14 protein-coding genes and 1 pseudogene are annotated in these 14543 nt (G+C 67.4%); 7 read left to right on the top strand and 8 right to left on the bottom strand.

Annotated features, from left to right (window positions below):
* Positions 1-54: 54 nt before the first annotated feature.
* Positions 55-1008, bottom strand: coding sequence for an EamA family transporter (locus AAEM63_RS17950; protein WP_341359575.1), 954 nt, complete (start codon positions 1006-1008; stop codon positions 55-57).
* Between the two features lie 116 nt (positions 1009-1124).
* Between AAEM63_RS17950 and AAEM63_RS17955 the strand changes: the two genes are divergently transcribed.
* Positions 1125-1613, top strand: a complete 489-nt coding sequence (locus tag AAEM63_RS17955; protein ID WP_341359576.1) for a MarR family transcriptional regulator — start codon at positions 1125-1127, stop codon at positions 1611-1613.
* Between the two features lie 80 nt (positions 1614-1693).
* On the opposite strand, the gene AAEM63_RS17960 is transcribed toward AAEM63_RS17955, so the two are convergent.
* Together AAEM63_RS17960 and AAEM63_RS17965 are read right to left on the bottom strand one after the other, a co-directional pair.
* On the bottom strand, positions 1694-2194 hold the full coding sequence (locus AAEM63_RS17960) for a DUF6326 family protein (protein WP_341359577.1): 501 nt from the start codon (positions 2192-2194) through the stop codon (positions 1694-1696).
* Positions 2195-2290: 96 nt separating this feature from the next.
* Entirely contained in the window at positions 2291-3259 is a 969-nt protein-coding gene (locus AAEM63_RS17965; protein ID WP_341359578.1) for an NAD(P)-dependent alcohol dehydrogenase, read from the bottom strand.
* Positions 3260-3449: 190 nt separating this feature from the next.
* Between AAEM63_RS17965 and AAEM63_RS17970 the strand changes: the two genes are divergently transcribed.
* The 5 genes and pseudogenes from AAEM63_RS17970 (at position 3450) to AAEM63_RS17990 (ending at position 6706) form a co-directional block, all read left to right on the top strand.
* Positions 3450-4124, top strand: a complete 675-nt coding sequence (locus AAEM63_RS17970) for a TetR/AcrR family transcriptional regulator (RefSeq protein WP_341359579.1) — start codon at positions 3450-3452, stop codon at positions 4122-4124.
* Between the two features lie 265 nt (positions 4125-4389).
* Positions 4390-4551, top strand: a pseudogene (locus tag AAEM63_RS17975) (DUF255 domain-containing protein); the annotation flags it as partial.
* Between the two features lie 315 nt (positions 4552-4866).
* On the top strand, positions 4867-5628 hold the full coding sequence (locus tag AAEM63_RS17980) for a helix-turn-helix transcriptional regulator (RefSeq protein ID WP_341359580.1): 762 nt from the start codon (positions 4867-4869) through the stop codon (positions 5626-5628).
* A 69-nt stretch (positions 5629-5697) separates the two neighbouring features.
* Entirely contained in the window at positions 5698-6153 is a 456-nt protein-coding gene (locus AAEM63_RS17985; RefSeq protein ID WP_341359581.1) for a helix-turn-helix domain-containing protein, read from the top strand.
* Position 6154: 1 nt separating this feature from the next.
* Positions 6155-6706, top strand: a complete 552-nt coding sequence (locus tag AAEM63_RS17990) for a PIN domain-containing protein (protein WP_341359582.1) — start codon at positions 6155-6157, stop codon at positions 6704-6706.
* A 4-nt stretch (positions 6707-6710) separates the two neighbouring features.
* Here the strand turns inward: AAEM63_RS17990 and AAEM63_RS17995 are convergent, their stop codons facing one another.
* Both AAEM63_RS17995 and AAEM63_RS18000 read right to left on the bottom strand, forming a co-directional pair.
* Positions 6711-6989 carry a hypothetical protein gene (locus tag AAEM63_RS17995; RefSeq protein WP_341359583.1) on the bottom strand — a complete coding sequence of 93 codons (279 nt, stop codon included), beginning with the start codon at positions 6987-6989 and terminating at the stop codon, positions 6711-6713.
* A 5-nt stretch (positions 6990-6994) separates the two neighbouring features.
* Positions 6995-7243 (bottom strand): helix-turn-helix domain-containing protein, encoded by a 249-nt coding sequence (locus AAEM63_RS18000; protein WP_123915579.1) that lies wholly within the window; start codon positions 7241-7243, stop codon positions 6995-6997.
* 104 nt (positions 7244-7347) lie between these two features.
* On the opposite strand from AAEM63_RS18000, the gene AAEM63_RS18005 reads away from it, so the two are divergent.
* On the top strand, positions 7348-8061 hold the full coding sequence (locus AAEM63_RS18005) for a helix-turn-helix transcriptional regulator (protein WP_341359584.1): 714 nt from the start codon (positions 7348-7350) through the stop codon (positions 8059-8061).
* Here the strand turns inward: AAEM63_RS18005 and mobF are convergent.
* The 3 genes from mobF to AAEM63_RS18020 form a co-directional block, all read right to left on the bottom strand.
* Positions 8010-10571 carry a MobF family relaxase gene (gene mobF, locus AAEM63_RS18010; RefSeq protein ID WP_341359585.1) on the bottom strand — a complete coding sequence of 854 codons (2562 nt, stop codon included), beginning with the start codon at positions 10569-10571 and terminating at the stop codon, positions 8010-8012. The two genes, AAEM63_RS18005 and mobF, sit on opposite strands and share 52 nt — an antisense overlap.
* A 302-nt stretch (positions 10572-10873) precedes the next feature.
* On the bottom strand, positions 10874-11701 hold the full coding sequence (locus AAEM63_RS18015) for a hypothetical protein (RefSeq protein WP_341359586.1): 828 nt from the start codon (positions 11699-11701) through the stop codon (positions 10874-10876).
* Between the two features lie 199 nt (positions 11702-11900).
* Positions 11901-14537: a hypothetical protein gene (locus AAEM63_RS18020; protein WP_341359587.1), complete on the bottom strand. Its 2637-nt coding sequence runs from the start codon at positions 14535-14537 to the stop codon at positions 11901-11903.
* Positions 14538-14543 lie beyond the last annotated feature (6 nt).

Genomic DNA, 14543 nt, shown 5'->3' on the forward strand with positions numbered 1-14543 from the left:
CGCGGCCGCCCGGCCGCCGCACCGGCCTGGCGGACGGGCATGTCGTCGAGGTCCTCAGCAGGCTGCGCCGACCGGGCGTACGACGGACGACGCCGTCGGCGCCGGCAGCGGGTCGCGGCGCAGGTCGGGGACCAGGTCGGTGACCGCGTCCGGCGCCACCGGTGTCCTGGGCGTCGTCGCGCCGACCGCCAGGCCGGCGAGGGCGAGCACCATCCCGGCGAGCTGGCCGGCCGTGAGCCCCTCACCCAGGGCGATCCAGCCGACGACCGTCGCGACGACCGGGCTGAGGAGCCCGAGGAAGGACACCGCGGCGACCGGGAGCCGCTCGAGCCCGCGGAACCACAGTGCGTACGCCGCGGCCGTGCCGACCACCCCGAGGTAGGCGAAACCACCGACGTTCTGGGCCGTGAGGCCCGCGGGGAGGCCCTCCACCGCGAGCACCACCGGCACGAGGACGAGACCGCCCGCGGCGAGCTGCCACCCCGTGAAGGTCAGCAGCGGGACGGGCCGGCCCCACCGGCGGGTGAGCACCATGCCCAGCGCCACGCAGACCGTGCCGGCGAGACCGGCCGCGAGTCCCGCGCCATCGAGGCGCGCGTCGGCACGCAGCACGAGCAGGGCGATGCCCGTCACGCCGGCCAGTCCGGCCAGGGCGGTGCGCAGGCGCACCCGCTCGGCGAGAAGGGCGGCGGCGAGCCCCGCCACCACCAGCGGCTGGACGGCGCCGAGGGTGGCGGCCACCCCGCCCGGCAGTCGGTAGGCGGAGACGAAGAGGAGCGCGAAGAACGCCCCGATGTTGAGCGTGCCGAGCACGGCCGCGCGCCACCACCACGACCCGCGCGGGAGCCGGTGCCCGACGGCGAGGAGGACGAGCCCCGCGGGCAGCGCCCGCAGCATCGCGGCCAGGAGTGGTCGGTCCTCGGGCAGCCACTGGGTGGTCACCGCATAGGTCGTCCCCCAGACGGCCGGCGCCAGGGCGGTGAGGAGGGCGGTGCGAACGGTGGACACGCCACTCCTCCTCTCTTGCTGCTCTCCGCGAGGTGACACCTCGTGCGTCAGTTCTCTTACAACTAAGATACTTAGAACTAAGCGACTGTCAAGAGTGCTCGTGGAAGACTGTCGCCATGGCGGGCGACGGGGTGGACCGGATACTCGAGCAGTGGGCACGGGAACGGCCTGAGCTCGACACCGAGGCGATGGGGATCTTCGGCCGCATCTACCGGATCGCTCGTGCGTCCGGTGACGCGATGGAGGCGACGTACGGGCGCTTCGGGATCACCCGGGCCGACTTCGACGTCCTCGCCACCCTGCGCCGGTCCGGCGAGCCGTTCGCGCTGACCCCGTCGGCCCTCACCGGTGCGCTCATGCTCACCTCCGGTGGCATCACCGGCCGGGTGGACCGGCTCGAGCGGGCCGGGCTGGTGGCCCGCTCCCCCTCCCCCACGGACCGCCGCGCCCTGCTGGTCACCCTCACACCGGCCGGCCAGGAGATCGTCGACAAGGCGGTCGTGGCGGGGCTGGAGACCCAGCGGTCGCTGCTCGCCGCCCTGCCCCCCGCGCGCCGCCGCGAGCTCGACGGGCTGCTGCGCGACCTCCTCGCCGCGACGGGCTGACCACCTGGCCTCACCCCACGGGCTGACCACCTGACCTCACCCCGCGGGCCGCCGCGCGAGCCGGCACGCGGAAAGGGGAGTCACGCGTGATGCTGCGTCTGAAGAGGCTCCTCGTACACGCTGGCTGCCGTGGCCGCCGGCGATGCGGCGCGGCGGGGCCAGGCCCAGGCGGAGCGAAGGATGAAGGCCAGGATCAGCACCTCGATGCCGATGTGGAAGCCGTAGTAGAAGGCCCAGTCCCCGGACGCCCCTGCCGCGTTGAACACCATGACGGGGATGTAGAGCGATGCCACGACGAGGTTCGTGGCGCGGTTCACCCGGGCGGGCAGCGCCATGGAGAGCATCACCATCAGGGCCGGGATCCCGATGACCACGACGAAGATGGTCATCAACGTCGGGGTGATGTCGAACTCGTAGATGCCGCCACCCCGGATCTGGTCGATGGCGCCGGGCTGGTAGAGGTGGAAGTAGTCGATGTAGATGACGAAGAACATCAGGCTGGTCCAGGCCGCCGCGAGCTTGGCCTGCAAGGGGACCGGCGGGTTGTCGAGCAGGTTCGGGGTCGTCGTTGGGATGGTCATCGGTTCTTCCTTCGAGAGGAGCGGTCCGTCCGCCGGAGTGGCGGCAGGTCTGGGCGTGCATGAGCACGGGTGGTGTCGTTCTCGTCGGTCCGGTTCTCAGACGGTGACGACGACCTTCCCTCGGGTGTGGCCGGCCCCGACGTGGCGGAGGGCGTCGGCTGCCCCGTCGAGGGGGTAGGTGCGGTCGATGACGGGCGTGACCTGCCCGGTCGCGAGGAGGTCGGCCAGGGTGAGCAGGTCCTGACGCTTCCCGATCGACGTGAAGGGCCTCAGCTGCTGTCGGGTGAAGCCGGACAGCACGCGCGCCTTGACGATCCGACCGATGGGGCCGAGCCAGCGGCCACCGCGTCCGCTGTTGGGGATGAGGGTGCCGGTGGGCGACAGCGCTCGGCGGACACCCGCCAGAGGCTGGGCTTCCACGTTGTCGAGGATGACGTCGTAGCGCTTCCCGGTGCTGGTGAAGTCGGTCCTCGTGTAGTCGACGACGTGGTCGGCGCCGAGCGACCGGACCAGGTCGACGTTGCGGGTGCTGCACACACCGGTCACCTCGGCGCCGAACGCCTTGGCGATCTGTACGGCGAAGGAGCCCACGCCGCCCGACGCGCCCGTGACCAGCACCGTCTGGCCCGGCCGGACGTTCGCGATGTCGCGCAGTGCCTGCAGCGCCGTCATCGCCGACGTGGGGACCGCTGCTGCGGCCACGACCGACAGGTTGGCAGGCACGGGCACGAGGTGGTCCGCCGGGACGCAGGCGTACTCCGCGAGCGCTCCAGCGGCGCTCCAGCCGAACACCTCCTCGCCGGGGCGCGGAGCGGTGACATCCTTCCCGACCGCTGCCACCACGCCGGCGACGTCCATGCCAGGGATGCCGTGGCGCGGCCGGCGGAGCCCGAACACCAGACGCACCACGTACGGCTCCCCGGTCATGACGAAGTAGTCGCCGGGATGTACCGAGGCCGCACCCACCTGGACGAGCACATCACCTCGACCGGGCAGCGGTCGCCCGACCTCGCCGGACTCGAGCACCGAGGGCGGGCCGTAGCGGTACTGGACGACTGCCCGCATCGTCGCCGTCCCGCCAGGGCCGGCCCCCGGCACGAGGGGTCCTGCGGCCTTCGATCGCTGTTCGGTTCCCACTGGAGCCTCCTCACGCCCGAGCAGCGACCCTCGCCGTCTCGTACACCGTACGTCGTACGCTGTACTGTGGGCGTACGCTGTACGATTGTCAAGCACTTCGAGAGAGTGGGAGGGGTCCGTGCCGGCGAGGGGACAACGCCAGGTCGCGTCGGACGCGGGGCTGAGTAAGCAGCGGGTGGTGGTCGAGGCGGTCCGGCTCGCCGACCGCGAGGGGGTCGACGGGCTGAGCATGCGCCGGCTGGCCGGCGCGCTCGGTGCGGGCGCGATGTCGCTCTACCACTACGTGGCGAACAAGGAGGAGCTGCTGGACGCCATGATCGACGTGGTGTTCGCGGAGATCGAGCTCCCGCCGGAGGAGCCCGACTGGCAGTCGGCGATGCGACGGCGGGCGGTCTCCGCCCGACGGGTTCTCGCACGCCACCCGTGGGCGATCGGCCTGCTGGAGTCGCGGACGTCGCCGGGGCCCGCAAACCTCCGCCACCACGAGGCGGTCACCGCATGCCTTCGGAGGGCCGGCTTCCCGGTGCTGATGGCGACGCACGCCAACTGGTTGCTCGACAGCTATGTCTACGGGTTCGCCCTGCAGGCGGCCAGCCTGCCTTTCGACACCCCCGATGAGTTCGCGGACGCGGCCGAGGACGTCTACCTGCCCCAGCTCCCCCCTGACGAGTTCCCCTACCTCAACGAGTCCGCCGCGGCGCTCGTCGCTGCCGGCTACGACCCAGAGGAGGAATTCATGTTCGGCCTCGACCTCGTCCTGGCCGCCCTCGAGCCCCTGAGAACCTCCGCATAGCAGCGCTCACGGACCGTCGACGACGAGGGCGTGCCCGAGACGGGCGCGTAGAGCCGCACCTACCAATCACGTGTCGCGCCGCCCAGCGTGTGGCGCTTGCCCCGGGCGAGCAACATCGGTTCTAGGCGGGTGGCCGCGAGACCGCCTGCCTAGGCTGGTGACTCCGGGCCACCGTGAGGCCCGCTGTCGATCCATCGAAGCAGCCCTACCGTGCGTCACCCACAGAAGAACCTGATGCGCGTGCCACTCGTGAGGAGTCGAAGGAATGGCCAACCGTCTCGCCACCGCGACCAGCCCTTACCTGCTCCAACACGCTGAAAATCCAGTGGATTGGCGGGAGTGGGGACCCGAGGCGTTCGCCGAGGCGAAGCGCCGTGACGTACCGATCCTCCTCTCAGTCGGCTACGCCGCCTGCCACTGGTGCCACGAGGTTGAGCCTTCAACGGCCGTTGGTGGCATCTGACGAAAGCGCAGGTCAGGCCGGGTGCGACGAGCCGCCCCGGTTCAGCCAAGACCGCCCTGGGACACCAATTCCGGAGCTTCGTGTATCACTCTCGTGCATCACTCGGGCACACCTCTGCCGCTCGTAGTGGCGCCGGGCTGGACCTGGGCTGGACCCTCACGAGTCTTCTCGACAATGGCCGAGTTCCGTGCGTCGCGGAAGACGGGTGTTTTCGGGAAGTCCCGCGGCTACACCTGCGACCTGTGTTGCATATCTGCAACACATTCCTAGACTTGTCTCATGGACCTTGCGGAGCGCATCTCGACGCTGCGCCGCGTGAACGGGCTCAGTGCCCGTCAGCTCGCGGCGCTCGTCGACGTCGCCCCAACGACGGTCACTCGGATCGAGTCCGGCGTAGTCAGCCCATCGTTCGATCTTGCACAGGAGCTCCTCGCCGTCCTGGGAGAGCCGATCGGCTTCACGGGCGTCGCCGACATTGCGGCGATTGCGGCAGCGCGGTCCGCTCTCGATTCCTCGCTCGCCGTCACGGTCACGCCGGAAGTCGAAGCATGGCGACTGCGTTGGGGGCGGATTGGACTCGTCGATGAGATGGGTCAGGTCGTTGCCGGCAAGGAGGCCGACCTGCTGTTCCGTGCCGGCCGGGCCGCCCGACTCACTCGCCGTCCCAGTGCCGTGGACTTCAAGGCCGGGCCCAGCGCGTATGACGTCGCCGAAGCACTCGGCAAGGCAGGCATCGAGCACGCATTGACAGGCGATGCTGGTGCGAACCTCTACCGCTCCAGTGCGGGAGAGGCCTGGCCGGTGCTCTACGTCGAGGACGCCGCACGCGCCGCCGCAGCGGCCAGCCTCGTGCCGAAGGGGCCGGGCTCCTTCGGGATGCGGGTCACCTTGATCCCGTTCGACGGCGTGAGCGAGCTTGGCCGGACGGTGATCAACGACATCACCGTCGCCGCACGTGATCAGGTGATCCTTGATGCCTACGGCGGCATCGACCGCATGGCCGAGCAGGCCGACATCCTCTTGGGGCTCGAGCTGGAGTGACGGGACGTGCAGACTATTGCGTTTGCTTCGAATATTGCGAATAATGGTGGGCCGGAGAGAAGGGACATCATGACCGCGTTGGCACTCATGCCCGTCCAGCCCGACGAGTCCGACATCCACACGGCCGTCGAGGCGCTGCCTCACATCAAGAGCTACCTGGCCGAACACGCCGACAGCACTATCCGGCTCGTCGTCGCTGACGATCCCGAGGAGGCGCTCGTCGTCCCGCGCGGTGCCGTGGAACTCCTCGCCCGGGTGCTCGCCCACATGGCTATGGGCCAAGGGGTGTCGGTCGTGCCCGCTCACGCCGAGCTGACCACCCAGCAGGCCGCAGACCTCCTCAACGTCAGCAGGCCGTTCCTCATTGGTCTGCTCGATGCTGGCGAGATCCAATACCGGAAAGTTGGCAAGCATCGCCGGATCAAGGCGCAGTCGGTGCTGGCCTACATGGCACGAGATGACCAGGACCGGCGTGCGGCTGCCGACGAGCTGACCCGGCTCAACCAAGACATGGGCCTACTCTGAGGTGTCGTTCGTCGTCCTCTATGACGCCAACGTGCTCTACCCGAGCACGCTTCGGGACCTGCTGATCCGCGTTGCCCAAGCCGGACTGGTGCAGGCGAAGTGGACCGATCAGATTCTCGATGAGGTCTTCGACAACCTCGCTTCCAACCGGCCTGACCTCGAACCACAGAGACTGGCACGCACCCGGGAGCTCATGAATCTCGCGGTCCGCGACTGCCTGGTGAAGGGCTATGAGCCTCTCATCGATGCCATCGACCTGCCGGACCCCGATGACCGCCACGTGCTCGCGGCGGCGATCAAGGCGCGCGCCCAGGTGATCGTCACCCACAACCTGAAAGACTTCCCGTCCACCGTGCTTGAGGGGTGGGACATGGAGGCGAAGGCGGCCGACGACTTCATCCTCGATCAGATCGACCTCAACCGCGACGCGGTTTACGGGGCCGTGCAGCGTATCGCCGACTCCCGTGACAACCCGCCGGCAACGTTCTCCGACGTCCTTGCGATGCTCGAACGTGACGGCCTCGTCGAGTCAGTTGCCGCTCTTCGCCCCTGAGGGGTTATGCGGAGCGGCGTCGCTTGGGCTGCGGAAGCAGATCCGTAATGTTGACCTCCCTCCGGTCGGGTACGACAAGCGCGTCCATCGCGGCCTCGGCCAGCGCCATGCGCCTCTCCTCCCACGCCAGGAGCTGGTCGAGCCTCCAGCGGTCGGGGTGGGTCATCACCGGCGGCGGCACCAGTTCCCGGTCTTTGAGGTTCTGATACCCCTTCGTCTTGCCCCAGCCGTAGCGCGCGAGCACATCGTGAGCGCAGAGGAACACATGGCGCGGGTCGTCCATGGCCCTCACACCGCCTTGGGCCGGGCGAGGACAGGCCGGGCGGCAAGGCGTTGTTCGCGGATGAAGCGACGCAGGTCTGCGACGCTCGTGTAGAGCCGCCGTCCGATCTTGAAGAACTCCGGACCAGTCCCGATCTGACGCCACCAGCGGACGGTGTTCGGTGAGGTCCTCAGGATCTGGGCGACGTCCTCGAGCGTGAGCAGCTCGTCGTCGTGGCGCTCGTGAAAGGGGACGTCGTTGGGGTGACTGTTCATGGTTCCTCCTGCTCGGCGTGGACCGCGAGAACTGCGGTCAACAGGTAGGTGTGCAAGCCGCGCCAAACCGGAGCCAAATACGTCCGATCGGATATCGTGAGCAGATGGACCGCTCCTTCTTGCTGGAGAGGGCGCGCCGGGCACGCGGCCTGACGCAGGCACGCCTAGCGGCCCTGTCGGGCACCTCGCAGGCGACGCTGTCGGCGTACGAGCGTGGCGTGAAGTCGCCGTCGCTGAAGGTTGCGTCGCGGATCCTGGCCGCGACGGACCACGAGCTGGCGTTGCGCACGCGCGTCGACTGGGTGGAGTACCACCCGAAGGGAATCGTGGCGTTCTGGGCGCCCAGCATCCTGTGGTCGGTGGAGCCGCCCATGTGCTTCGCGACGCTGCGCATCCCGGACCTGATCCGCGACACCGGGATGCGCACGTGGAACATGCGCGAGCGCGACGAGCGCCGGGGTGTGTACGAGCAGCTCATCCGCCGTGGGCTGCCACAGCAGATGATCCGGTGGATCGACGGCGGCCTGCTCATCGACCTCTGGGACGAGCTTGATCTCCCCGACCCGGTGCGGGACGCATGGGCACCGGCGATCCGGCTGGCCACCATGCCCTTCGAGGTGGAAGGGCTGAACTTCTTCTTCTACGAGAACCCGGAGCTCGCGCCGGGCGCACGGGTTCGGGGATGGGAGGCGTTGCCGCCCCCGCCTCCCCCATTACCGCCAGGACGTTGGAGATACGTCCAACACCCAGTTCCTCCGCCCGACCGTCAGAGCCCAAGGCTCCGGCCACGTGGGGAGGCCGGCGACCGGCGGCCGTAGCGGTCCGCGTGACGTGAACCGGCCACGCGGGGCGGGGCAGGGTGCATCGGTGCGTTGGGGCCATACCGGTCGATGGCGTCGGCCGCGGCGCCCCGCGCGTGCGCCGGTCCGAGGTCGGCGCGGTCGCGACCGAAGGCGGCGACCCACTGGCTGCGCGCCTCCTGCACCGACTCGGCCACGACGTGGGCGACGTTGCGCTCACGGCCTCGGGTCATGCCGACATACGCCGACGCGGCCCCGGTGTGCTCGCCGATCAAGACGTGCGAGACCGGCACCGTCGCTCCTTGTGCGCCGTAGGCCGTGGTGGCATAGGCGAGCTCGACGTTGGCACGCACGTACTCGGGCGGCAGCACCCGCTTGCCCGCCTCGCCGTGAACGGTCAGGGCGCCGCCGTCGCAGGCGATCACGGTCCAGGTCTCCCGGTTGGCGACGTCGGCGTCGTGGTCGTTGCGGCGGGTGGCGATCCGGTCGCCGACCCCGATCCGCTCGCCCGAGGCGGTGACCACTCGGTCGGTCACCTCCCCCATGGCCTTGCGGACCTGATGAGCGAGGCCGTTGATCTTGGCGACCTGCTCGCGGGTGTCGGCGACCACGAGCTCGCCGTACGTCGTGCGCACTGCGAGCGCCTGCTGTCGCTCGACGTCGCTGGCGTGGATCACCACGTCGCCACGGCGCACGAGTTCGTCGAAGACGTCCCCGGGTCTCTCTCCCGTCCGCATCCGCAACGACAGCTCGGCGTAGGCGGGGTCGGCGAAGCGGCGGACGGTGTCGAGCTGCGTGACTCGGTCGGGCGCGTACCGGATGACGAGGTCGAGGACACCGCCACGCCCGACGGCGGGAAGCTGGTGACGATCCCCCACCAGCATGACCCTGGCCCGGGTCTCGTCGGCGAGACACAAGAGTGCACATGCGGTGTCCTGGTCGAGCATCCCCGCTTCGTCGACCACCAACACGTCACCTCGATCCAGACGCGCCGCGGCTGACGGGGTTGCTGTCACGCGGTTCCACCTCCCGTCGTCATCCCAGCGGAAGCCGTGCTGGTGCAGCAGCCACGCCACCGAGTGCGCGGACGTGCCGACCTCGCTGGCGGCGACCTGGGCGGCCTTGCGGGTCGGCGTCACGATGAGCATTCGGTACCCCTGGGCCTCGATCGCCTCCCGTGTCGCGGCGAGCCGCGTGGTCTTGCCGGCGCCGGCTGCACCTTCCACGACGGTGATCCAATTGGTCTCGGTCCGCCGGGCGATCCGGTCGACGATCTCGTGCTCGACGGCCAGCACGTCCGTCGACGTGAGTGCGCGTACGTGCTCGGGCACGTCGGTGCGGTCGAGCAGAGGTCGTGATGCGGCGACGATCCGGGAGGTCAGGTCCTCGGCCAGCTCGCGTCGGACCGTGCCGTCGATGGCACCGCCGGTGGCGGCGATCAGCCGCTCGGCCTCCCCTCGCGCGTCGGCGGCATTCCAGGCCGAGCGTCGCGCTCCGAGCCGGACGACGGCGAGGTCGACCAGCGCGTTGCGGTTGAGCGGCCCGGGGCGCAACATCGCAGGGTGACCGGCAGCTGATGATGCTGAAGCCGCGACACCGGGTGTGCGGCAGCCCAGCTCGTGCAACTCCTCCACCCACCGTTGCCGCAGTTCCTCGCCCGAGGTCGGTACGACCTTGTCGGGGCGGGCGTCGGCCCACGCGCGGCGATCCCATGCCTGTCGCATCGCCGGCCCGGGTTCTTCACCAGGGTGATCGCCGCGCCAATGGGCTTCGTAGGTGTCGACGTTGGTCTCGATCTGACGCGCCCGCGCACTGAATGCACCGGCGTACGGCGCGAGCTCGGCCACCTCGCCGGTCTCGGCGTCGAGGGTGAGTCCTTGCGCGGCGAGTGCTGTCCGGAACGCCGTGTTGGTCATCACGGCTGCGTGCCCGATGCCGTTGATCGCCTCGAGGCTGTCGCGCACACCGACGGTGTGGATGCCTCGCCACGCGCCGTCGGCGAACACCCTGGCGTTGATCTGGAGATGCAGGTGCCGGTGGGGGTCGCCAGCCCGGGACGTGAAGTGGCGGACGACGGCGGCCTCGATCTGCTCGACCGGCACCTGCAACTGCCGGCCCCGGGACCCCACCCTGGTCGTCGCGTGCGAGGCAAGCCAGCCGATGATCTCCTCTGCTGCCTTCATCTGGGCGGCGTCGTAGGCTGCCGCTACCTCTGGGTGAAGCGCCGCAGCGAGCGACCAGGTCTTCGGCCCGTTGACGGTGACCTCGACGAAGCGCACCGCGTGATCATCCGTACGCAGCCGTCCCTTCACCGCGCCGGTCTCGACGTCGATTCCGGCGACCCACTTCTCGTAGGTCTCGCAGTCCATGTCGTCTCGACGGTCAACACCATCGGGTGAGGCCACGAACCGCATCGCGACACCGCTGCCCTCGGCGAGGTAGTAGTCGTCCGCACGCGACCGGTCGGCCTCGACGTAGTGCCGTGCCGCTGCAGCTGCGCCGCGGTAGACCTTCATGCCACCGTGCATCGAGACCAACCCCTCGACAACCGTCAACAACCGCGAACCCGCTGGTCAGGGGGCACACTTGCGTCCGCCCCGCTACGTACTTTCGTAGCATGCGTGCCGGGTTCCGGGGTGGGCGAGACCGCCGATCTGATGGGCAGATTCGGGAGCCAGCAAGGACCGTCGATGAGCGTTGAGGTCGTTCAATACGCACAGTCGTCAGGCGGCGGAGTGTTACTGGGTGTCGAGCACGACGGAACGGGCATGAAGTCCTTCGGAAGGGGGCTGCTCGTTCAGAGCAGCAGGTTGGCCAGGCCAGACAGTCGTCAGCTTTGCTCGCCCCCGTCGGCCGATGCGACCCGACGAGTCGCGTACTTCGGGAAGAAGTACCTGTTGTGTGCTTGCTCAACGGTCAGCGAGCCGCTTCGGATGTCGCGCATCGCGTCCGTGAGGTCGCGGGGAGCCGGCAGTCCTGAGAGCGAGAACGTGAATGCATCAGAACCATACAGCGATTCGTTACTAGTGAACTGGTTGAGAAACGCGACTGAGTCCTGGACCGTCTCAGCCCAGAATCGGACGAACCGAAGTCGCCGGAACGCCAAGTACGGCGAGGTGACCAACTCCGAGAAGGTTCCGCGACCATCCCAACCGATGGGCGCCGTCGTGGCAGCAACGGCGAGGTTCTGAGTTTCTACAACCTTGGAGAAGGAGTAACCCTCCCACGACAGCCGGTCGATATCTGTCCCGATCGCCTTGGTGGCATCTACTTGCCTGAGTTCCCTGACTACTTGCGTCCAGTGGCCGAGATTCGGACTCCGAAGGCGAAGTCGATGAACGCGGGATCCCGGGATGATCACCGCTGGTTGGGCAGCATCAGGTGACACTTGGGAGAGACTGGAACGCGCCTGTCTCACCGACCAATTGGGGATAAACCCCAGGGTAGGCAGGGATTTATCCTGCCCCTCAGAAGGTTCTGGCCGGCCGAAACGACGCGACTTCGAACGGTTTACCTGCTCGGGCAGTAAGTGCAGTTCCAGAAGCAAGTCCTCGCCGCCCGCTGACTCCTCAAGTAGGCCATCGACAAAATCGCAAAGAATGGCGGCCGGGTCGCGGTCGTAGCCCGTGTGGTTGAAGTCGTTCAGCAGGGCGAACATCACCTCGGACGCTCGGGACCACTCGGTACCCACTGGGACCAACGAAATCTCGTACGCGTAGCGCTGTTTCCGAAGATCGTCCTTGAGCATGCCTGTGTAGAAGCCGCCGCGCTCAAGGGCGGACCGTCTCCGAGCGAGGTGTTTTGCCTGATACAGACTCCAGGGATGTGCGCTGAGTCTTGGCTGAGGGCACTCGCCGCTAAGCATCGCTATCCTCCTCGTCGATGTCGAGTAGGCGGAGATACTGTTCGATCTCAGTTGGCGCTTCGGCACCTGCGGAAATAGCGCGCGGCCGTAGCCAGCGTGCGTAGAACATCCCCTCAAAGTGGCCCGATCGCACCGACCGCAGGATCCTGCTCGCTTCCTCCGTTAGGGACTCTGGTTGCGGGTTGTCGTCGTCATACCCGAACCCGCCGAGATCGAAGAGTCCCCTCGGCACGCCCAACTCATCGAGAGTCTGGTTGGCGCGGATCTCGATGTTGGATCGCTCGATGCCGCCCGGGGTGAGTGCGAATAGTGCCGACTCTGAGGACAAGGTGGCCGCCGCCCGCCCCAACAGCTGTGTAGGCCGCTCGGCGTCCTTGAAGAGCCCGACCCAAAGCGACTCGAACGGAGCGAAGATCGCGGGCTCGCGCGTGACCTCGGACATGGCGAGAGCGATGCCGCACAGTTGGAGGAACCTGACGTAGGGCTCCGCGACGTAGGAGATGATCACGCTCTGGTCGTGACGGCGAACCGTTGCGAGCAGGCGCTGGGTCGCGACATCTCCGGCCCAGTAGAGGAGCCCCACCTTCTGACGCAGTTCGTCTGGGTCGCCAGGTTCGCGCGTGAGTACTTTTCTCAAGATGTTCTCGTGGGCTCGGTAGTAGGCCCACCCAAAGTGATCTGGCCGGTCGGAATCAGGAGCCGAGTCGACGGTCGCCGCGAGACGTGCAACCGGCAGTTCCAGTCGGTCTGTGAGCGACACTGCGCGTCTGTCAATGGCGGCCGTATCGGTGTCGGGCCAGCGATCGTCCTTCTCGATGTGAACGGATTCGCACGCGTCTAGAAGTTGGCGTTCAAACCGAAGCATCGTTCCGAGCTTCTCAGTCAGCTCCGTCGCGCGGCTGAGCGCGGACCCAGCTGCCCAAGACCGGGTTCCTCCGACCTCGATCACCCAGGGCCAGATTTCGTTCTCCAGGAACGAAACGAGGTGCTCCACTTCATCGATTGCCTCGGTGGCCAATGCGCGGGCGACGAACTGAGTCAGCGCGTTATCCGGGGTCACGCGTTCGCCCTCGATGTCGACTTCGGTTGCGAGTGCCTCGCGGAGATTGGCAGTGATCTCAAAGACCAACTTTCCTGCCACGATGCGCTTCGAGGCGTCAGCAACGAGCGCGCCCACGCCCGGTAGCAATTGGCGCATGCGTTCGAAGTAGTCCATGTACCCGAGGCAGGCACTGAGCAACTCCAAGAGGACATGGTCGACGAGATTGTGTGCACTTGCCTCGCCGGGGAGCGCAAAGTGCTGCTCTCGTGACAGATGTGACCCAGACTGCCCAGCCTCGCTCGGGACGTCTATGGCTCCCTGCTCACGCGTGTACTCGCCCACTGATGCCATGGCAGCGAACGTCGTCGAGGTCAGCCACAGTCGAAGTTCTTCGAACTGTCCCCTATTGGCTAGGGCTCGCGACAGGGGTGGTAACTCACGGAGGGCGCTCTCGATTGACCGCAGGTCTCGCCCAGCCAACAGACGCTCGGCGAGGTCAGCGATCCACCGCTCGAACCACAGGTCGTCCACGACCTCTGTGCCGACGAGCGTGGTGCCCGTCGCCAGAGCGACGCTCACCTCCGAATGGGACGACAGGAACCAGTCCTTCGATTGGGTACGCGTCGGGTTCCATCCAGGAAGAGTCCGTATCGTGTGCTTGCGCTGGGAGTAGGACTCCCAGATGAACAGGAGGTTCGTTGAAGCGGACTTGACCCGGGGGTCGTAGCTAGCAGAGATTCCGCGATCCCCGACCCTCTCGTACTCCCTGTCGAGAATGAGTGTGACCAGGTCGCTGAGCGTCTCCAGATTGCTTCGGATGCGGGCATTGGCCCGCCGCACCGCAACGGCCGAAGGAGCCTTGCGCTTACCGAGTTTGTAGGCGCGGTGCACCCAACGATTGAGGTCGCGCTGAATCTGGGGGAATAGAGACGTCGGCTCCAGCAGCACGAACAACGTAATCCAAATGCGTCCGAAGGAGAGCACGACGAGCGCGGCAGACAGACCTGCGGCCACGAGAGTCAGGTGGGTTGCCGTTTGGCCGATAACAGGGAGTGCCAGGACCACCGCAATGTACACAACGGCCTGAGTGAAGAAGACCGCGTACCAGCGTGACTCGGGCTGGCGAACGATCTGATCTCGCAGGCTTCTTGTCGCATCCTTGTATGTGGTCGAGACAACGAAGGTGACCGTTGCGAAGTAGACCGCGACGAACACCCCGGCCACTCCGATCGCCGCTGTTGGCAAGGCGACTGAATCGAAAGTGTCTGAAACGTGCGACGTGAGCCACGCCGAACTCCGCTCGATCCAGTTGGGGAGTGAGCTGAGCCAGCCTGGCAAGCGTCCATGGGCACGAGCGACCGTTTGCGTAAGGACCAGAGCGAGTAGCGGCGGGACGATCAGCGCCAGGGACTTCGCGAGCGCGCGCCCACCGATACGGACGAGAGACGAGAAATCTGCCGCACGAGAGACGGTGGCAATCCGTGCAGAACTGAGGCGACTTCCAAGCTTCTGGCTCCGTGAACGCAGGCGCCAGTAGCGACGAGTCTCCATCGCCCGCAGCCTCAGTCGCATCTTGCGGGCACTCATCTCAGC

The organism is Georgenia sp. M64 (assembly GCF_038049925.1).
In the GTDB taxonomy this organism is placed as follows: Bacteria; Actinomycetota; Actinomycetes; order Actinomycetales; family Actinomycetaceae; genus Georgenia.

Coding starts and splice junctions, on each gene's coding strand:
- AAEM63_RS17965 (WP_341359578.1), bottom strand. CDS start 3,259: ATGCGGGCAGTCGTCCAGTACCGCTACGGCCCGCCCTCGGTGCTCGAG.
- AAEM63_RS17960 (WP_341359577.1), bottom strand. CDS start 2,194: ATGACCATCCCAACGACGACCCCGAACCTGCTCGACAACCCGCCGGTC.
- AAEM63_RS17985 (WP_341359581.1), top strand. CDS start 5,698: ATGACCGCGTTGGCACTCATGCCCGTCCAGCCCGACGAGTCCGACATC.
- mobF (WP_341359585.1), bottom strand. CDS start 10,571: ATGCACGGTGGCATGAAGGTCTACCGCGGCGCAGCTGCAGCGGCACGG.
- AAEM63_RS18005 (WP_341359584.1), top strand. CDS start 7,348: ATGGACCGCTCCTTCTTGCTGGAGAGGGCGCGCCGGGCACGCGGCCTG.
- AAEM63_RS18000 (WP_123915579.1), bottom strand. CDS start 7,243: ATGAACAGTCACCCCAACGACGTCCCCTTTCACGAGCGCCACGACGAC.
- AAEM63_RS17955 (WP_341359576.1), top strand. CDS start 1,125: ATGGCGGGCGACGGGGTGGACCGGATACTCGAGCAGTGGGCACGGGAA.
- AAEM63_RS17995 (WP_341359583.1), bottom strand. CDS start 6,989: ATGGACGACCCGCGCCATGTGTTCCTCTGCGCTCACGATGTGCTCGCG.
- AAEM63_RS18020 (WP_341359587.1), bottom strand. CDS start 14,537: ATGAGTGCCCGCAAGATGCGACTGAGGCTGCGGGCGATGGAGACTCGT.
- AAEM63_RS18015 (WP_341359586.1), bottom strand. CDS start 11,701: ATGTTCGCCCTGCTGAACGACTTCAACCACACGGGCTACGACCGCGAC.
- AAEM63_RS17980 (WP_341359580.1), top strand. CDS start 4,867: ATGGACCTTGCGGAGCGCATCTCGACGCTGCGCCGCGTGAACGGGCTC.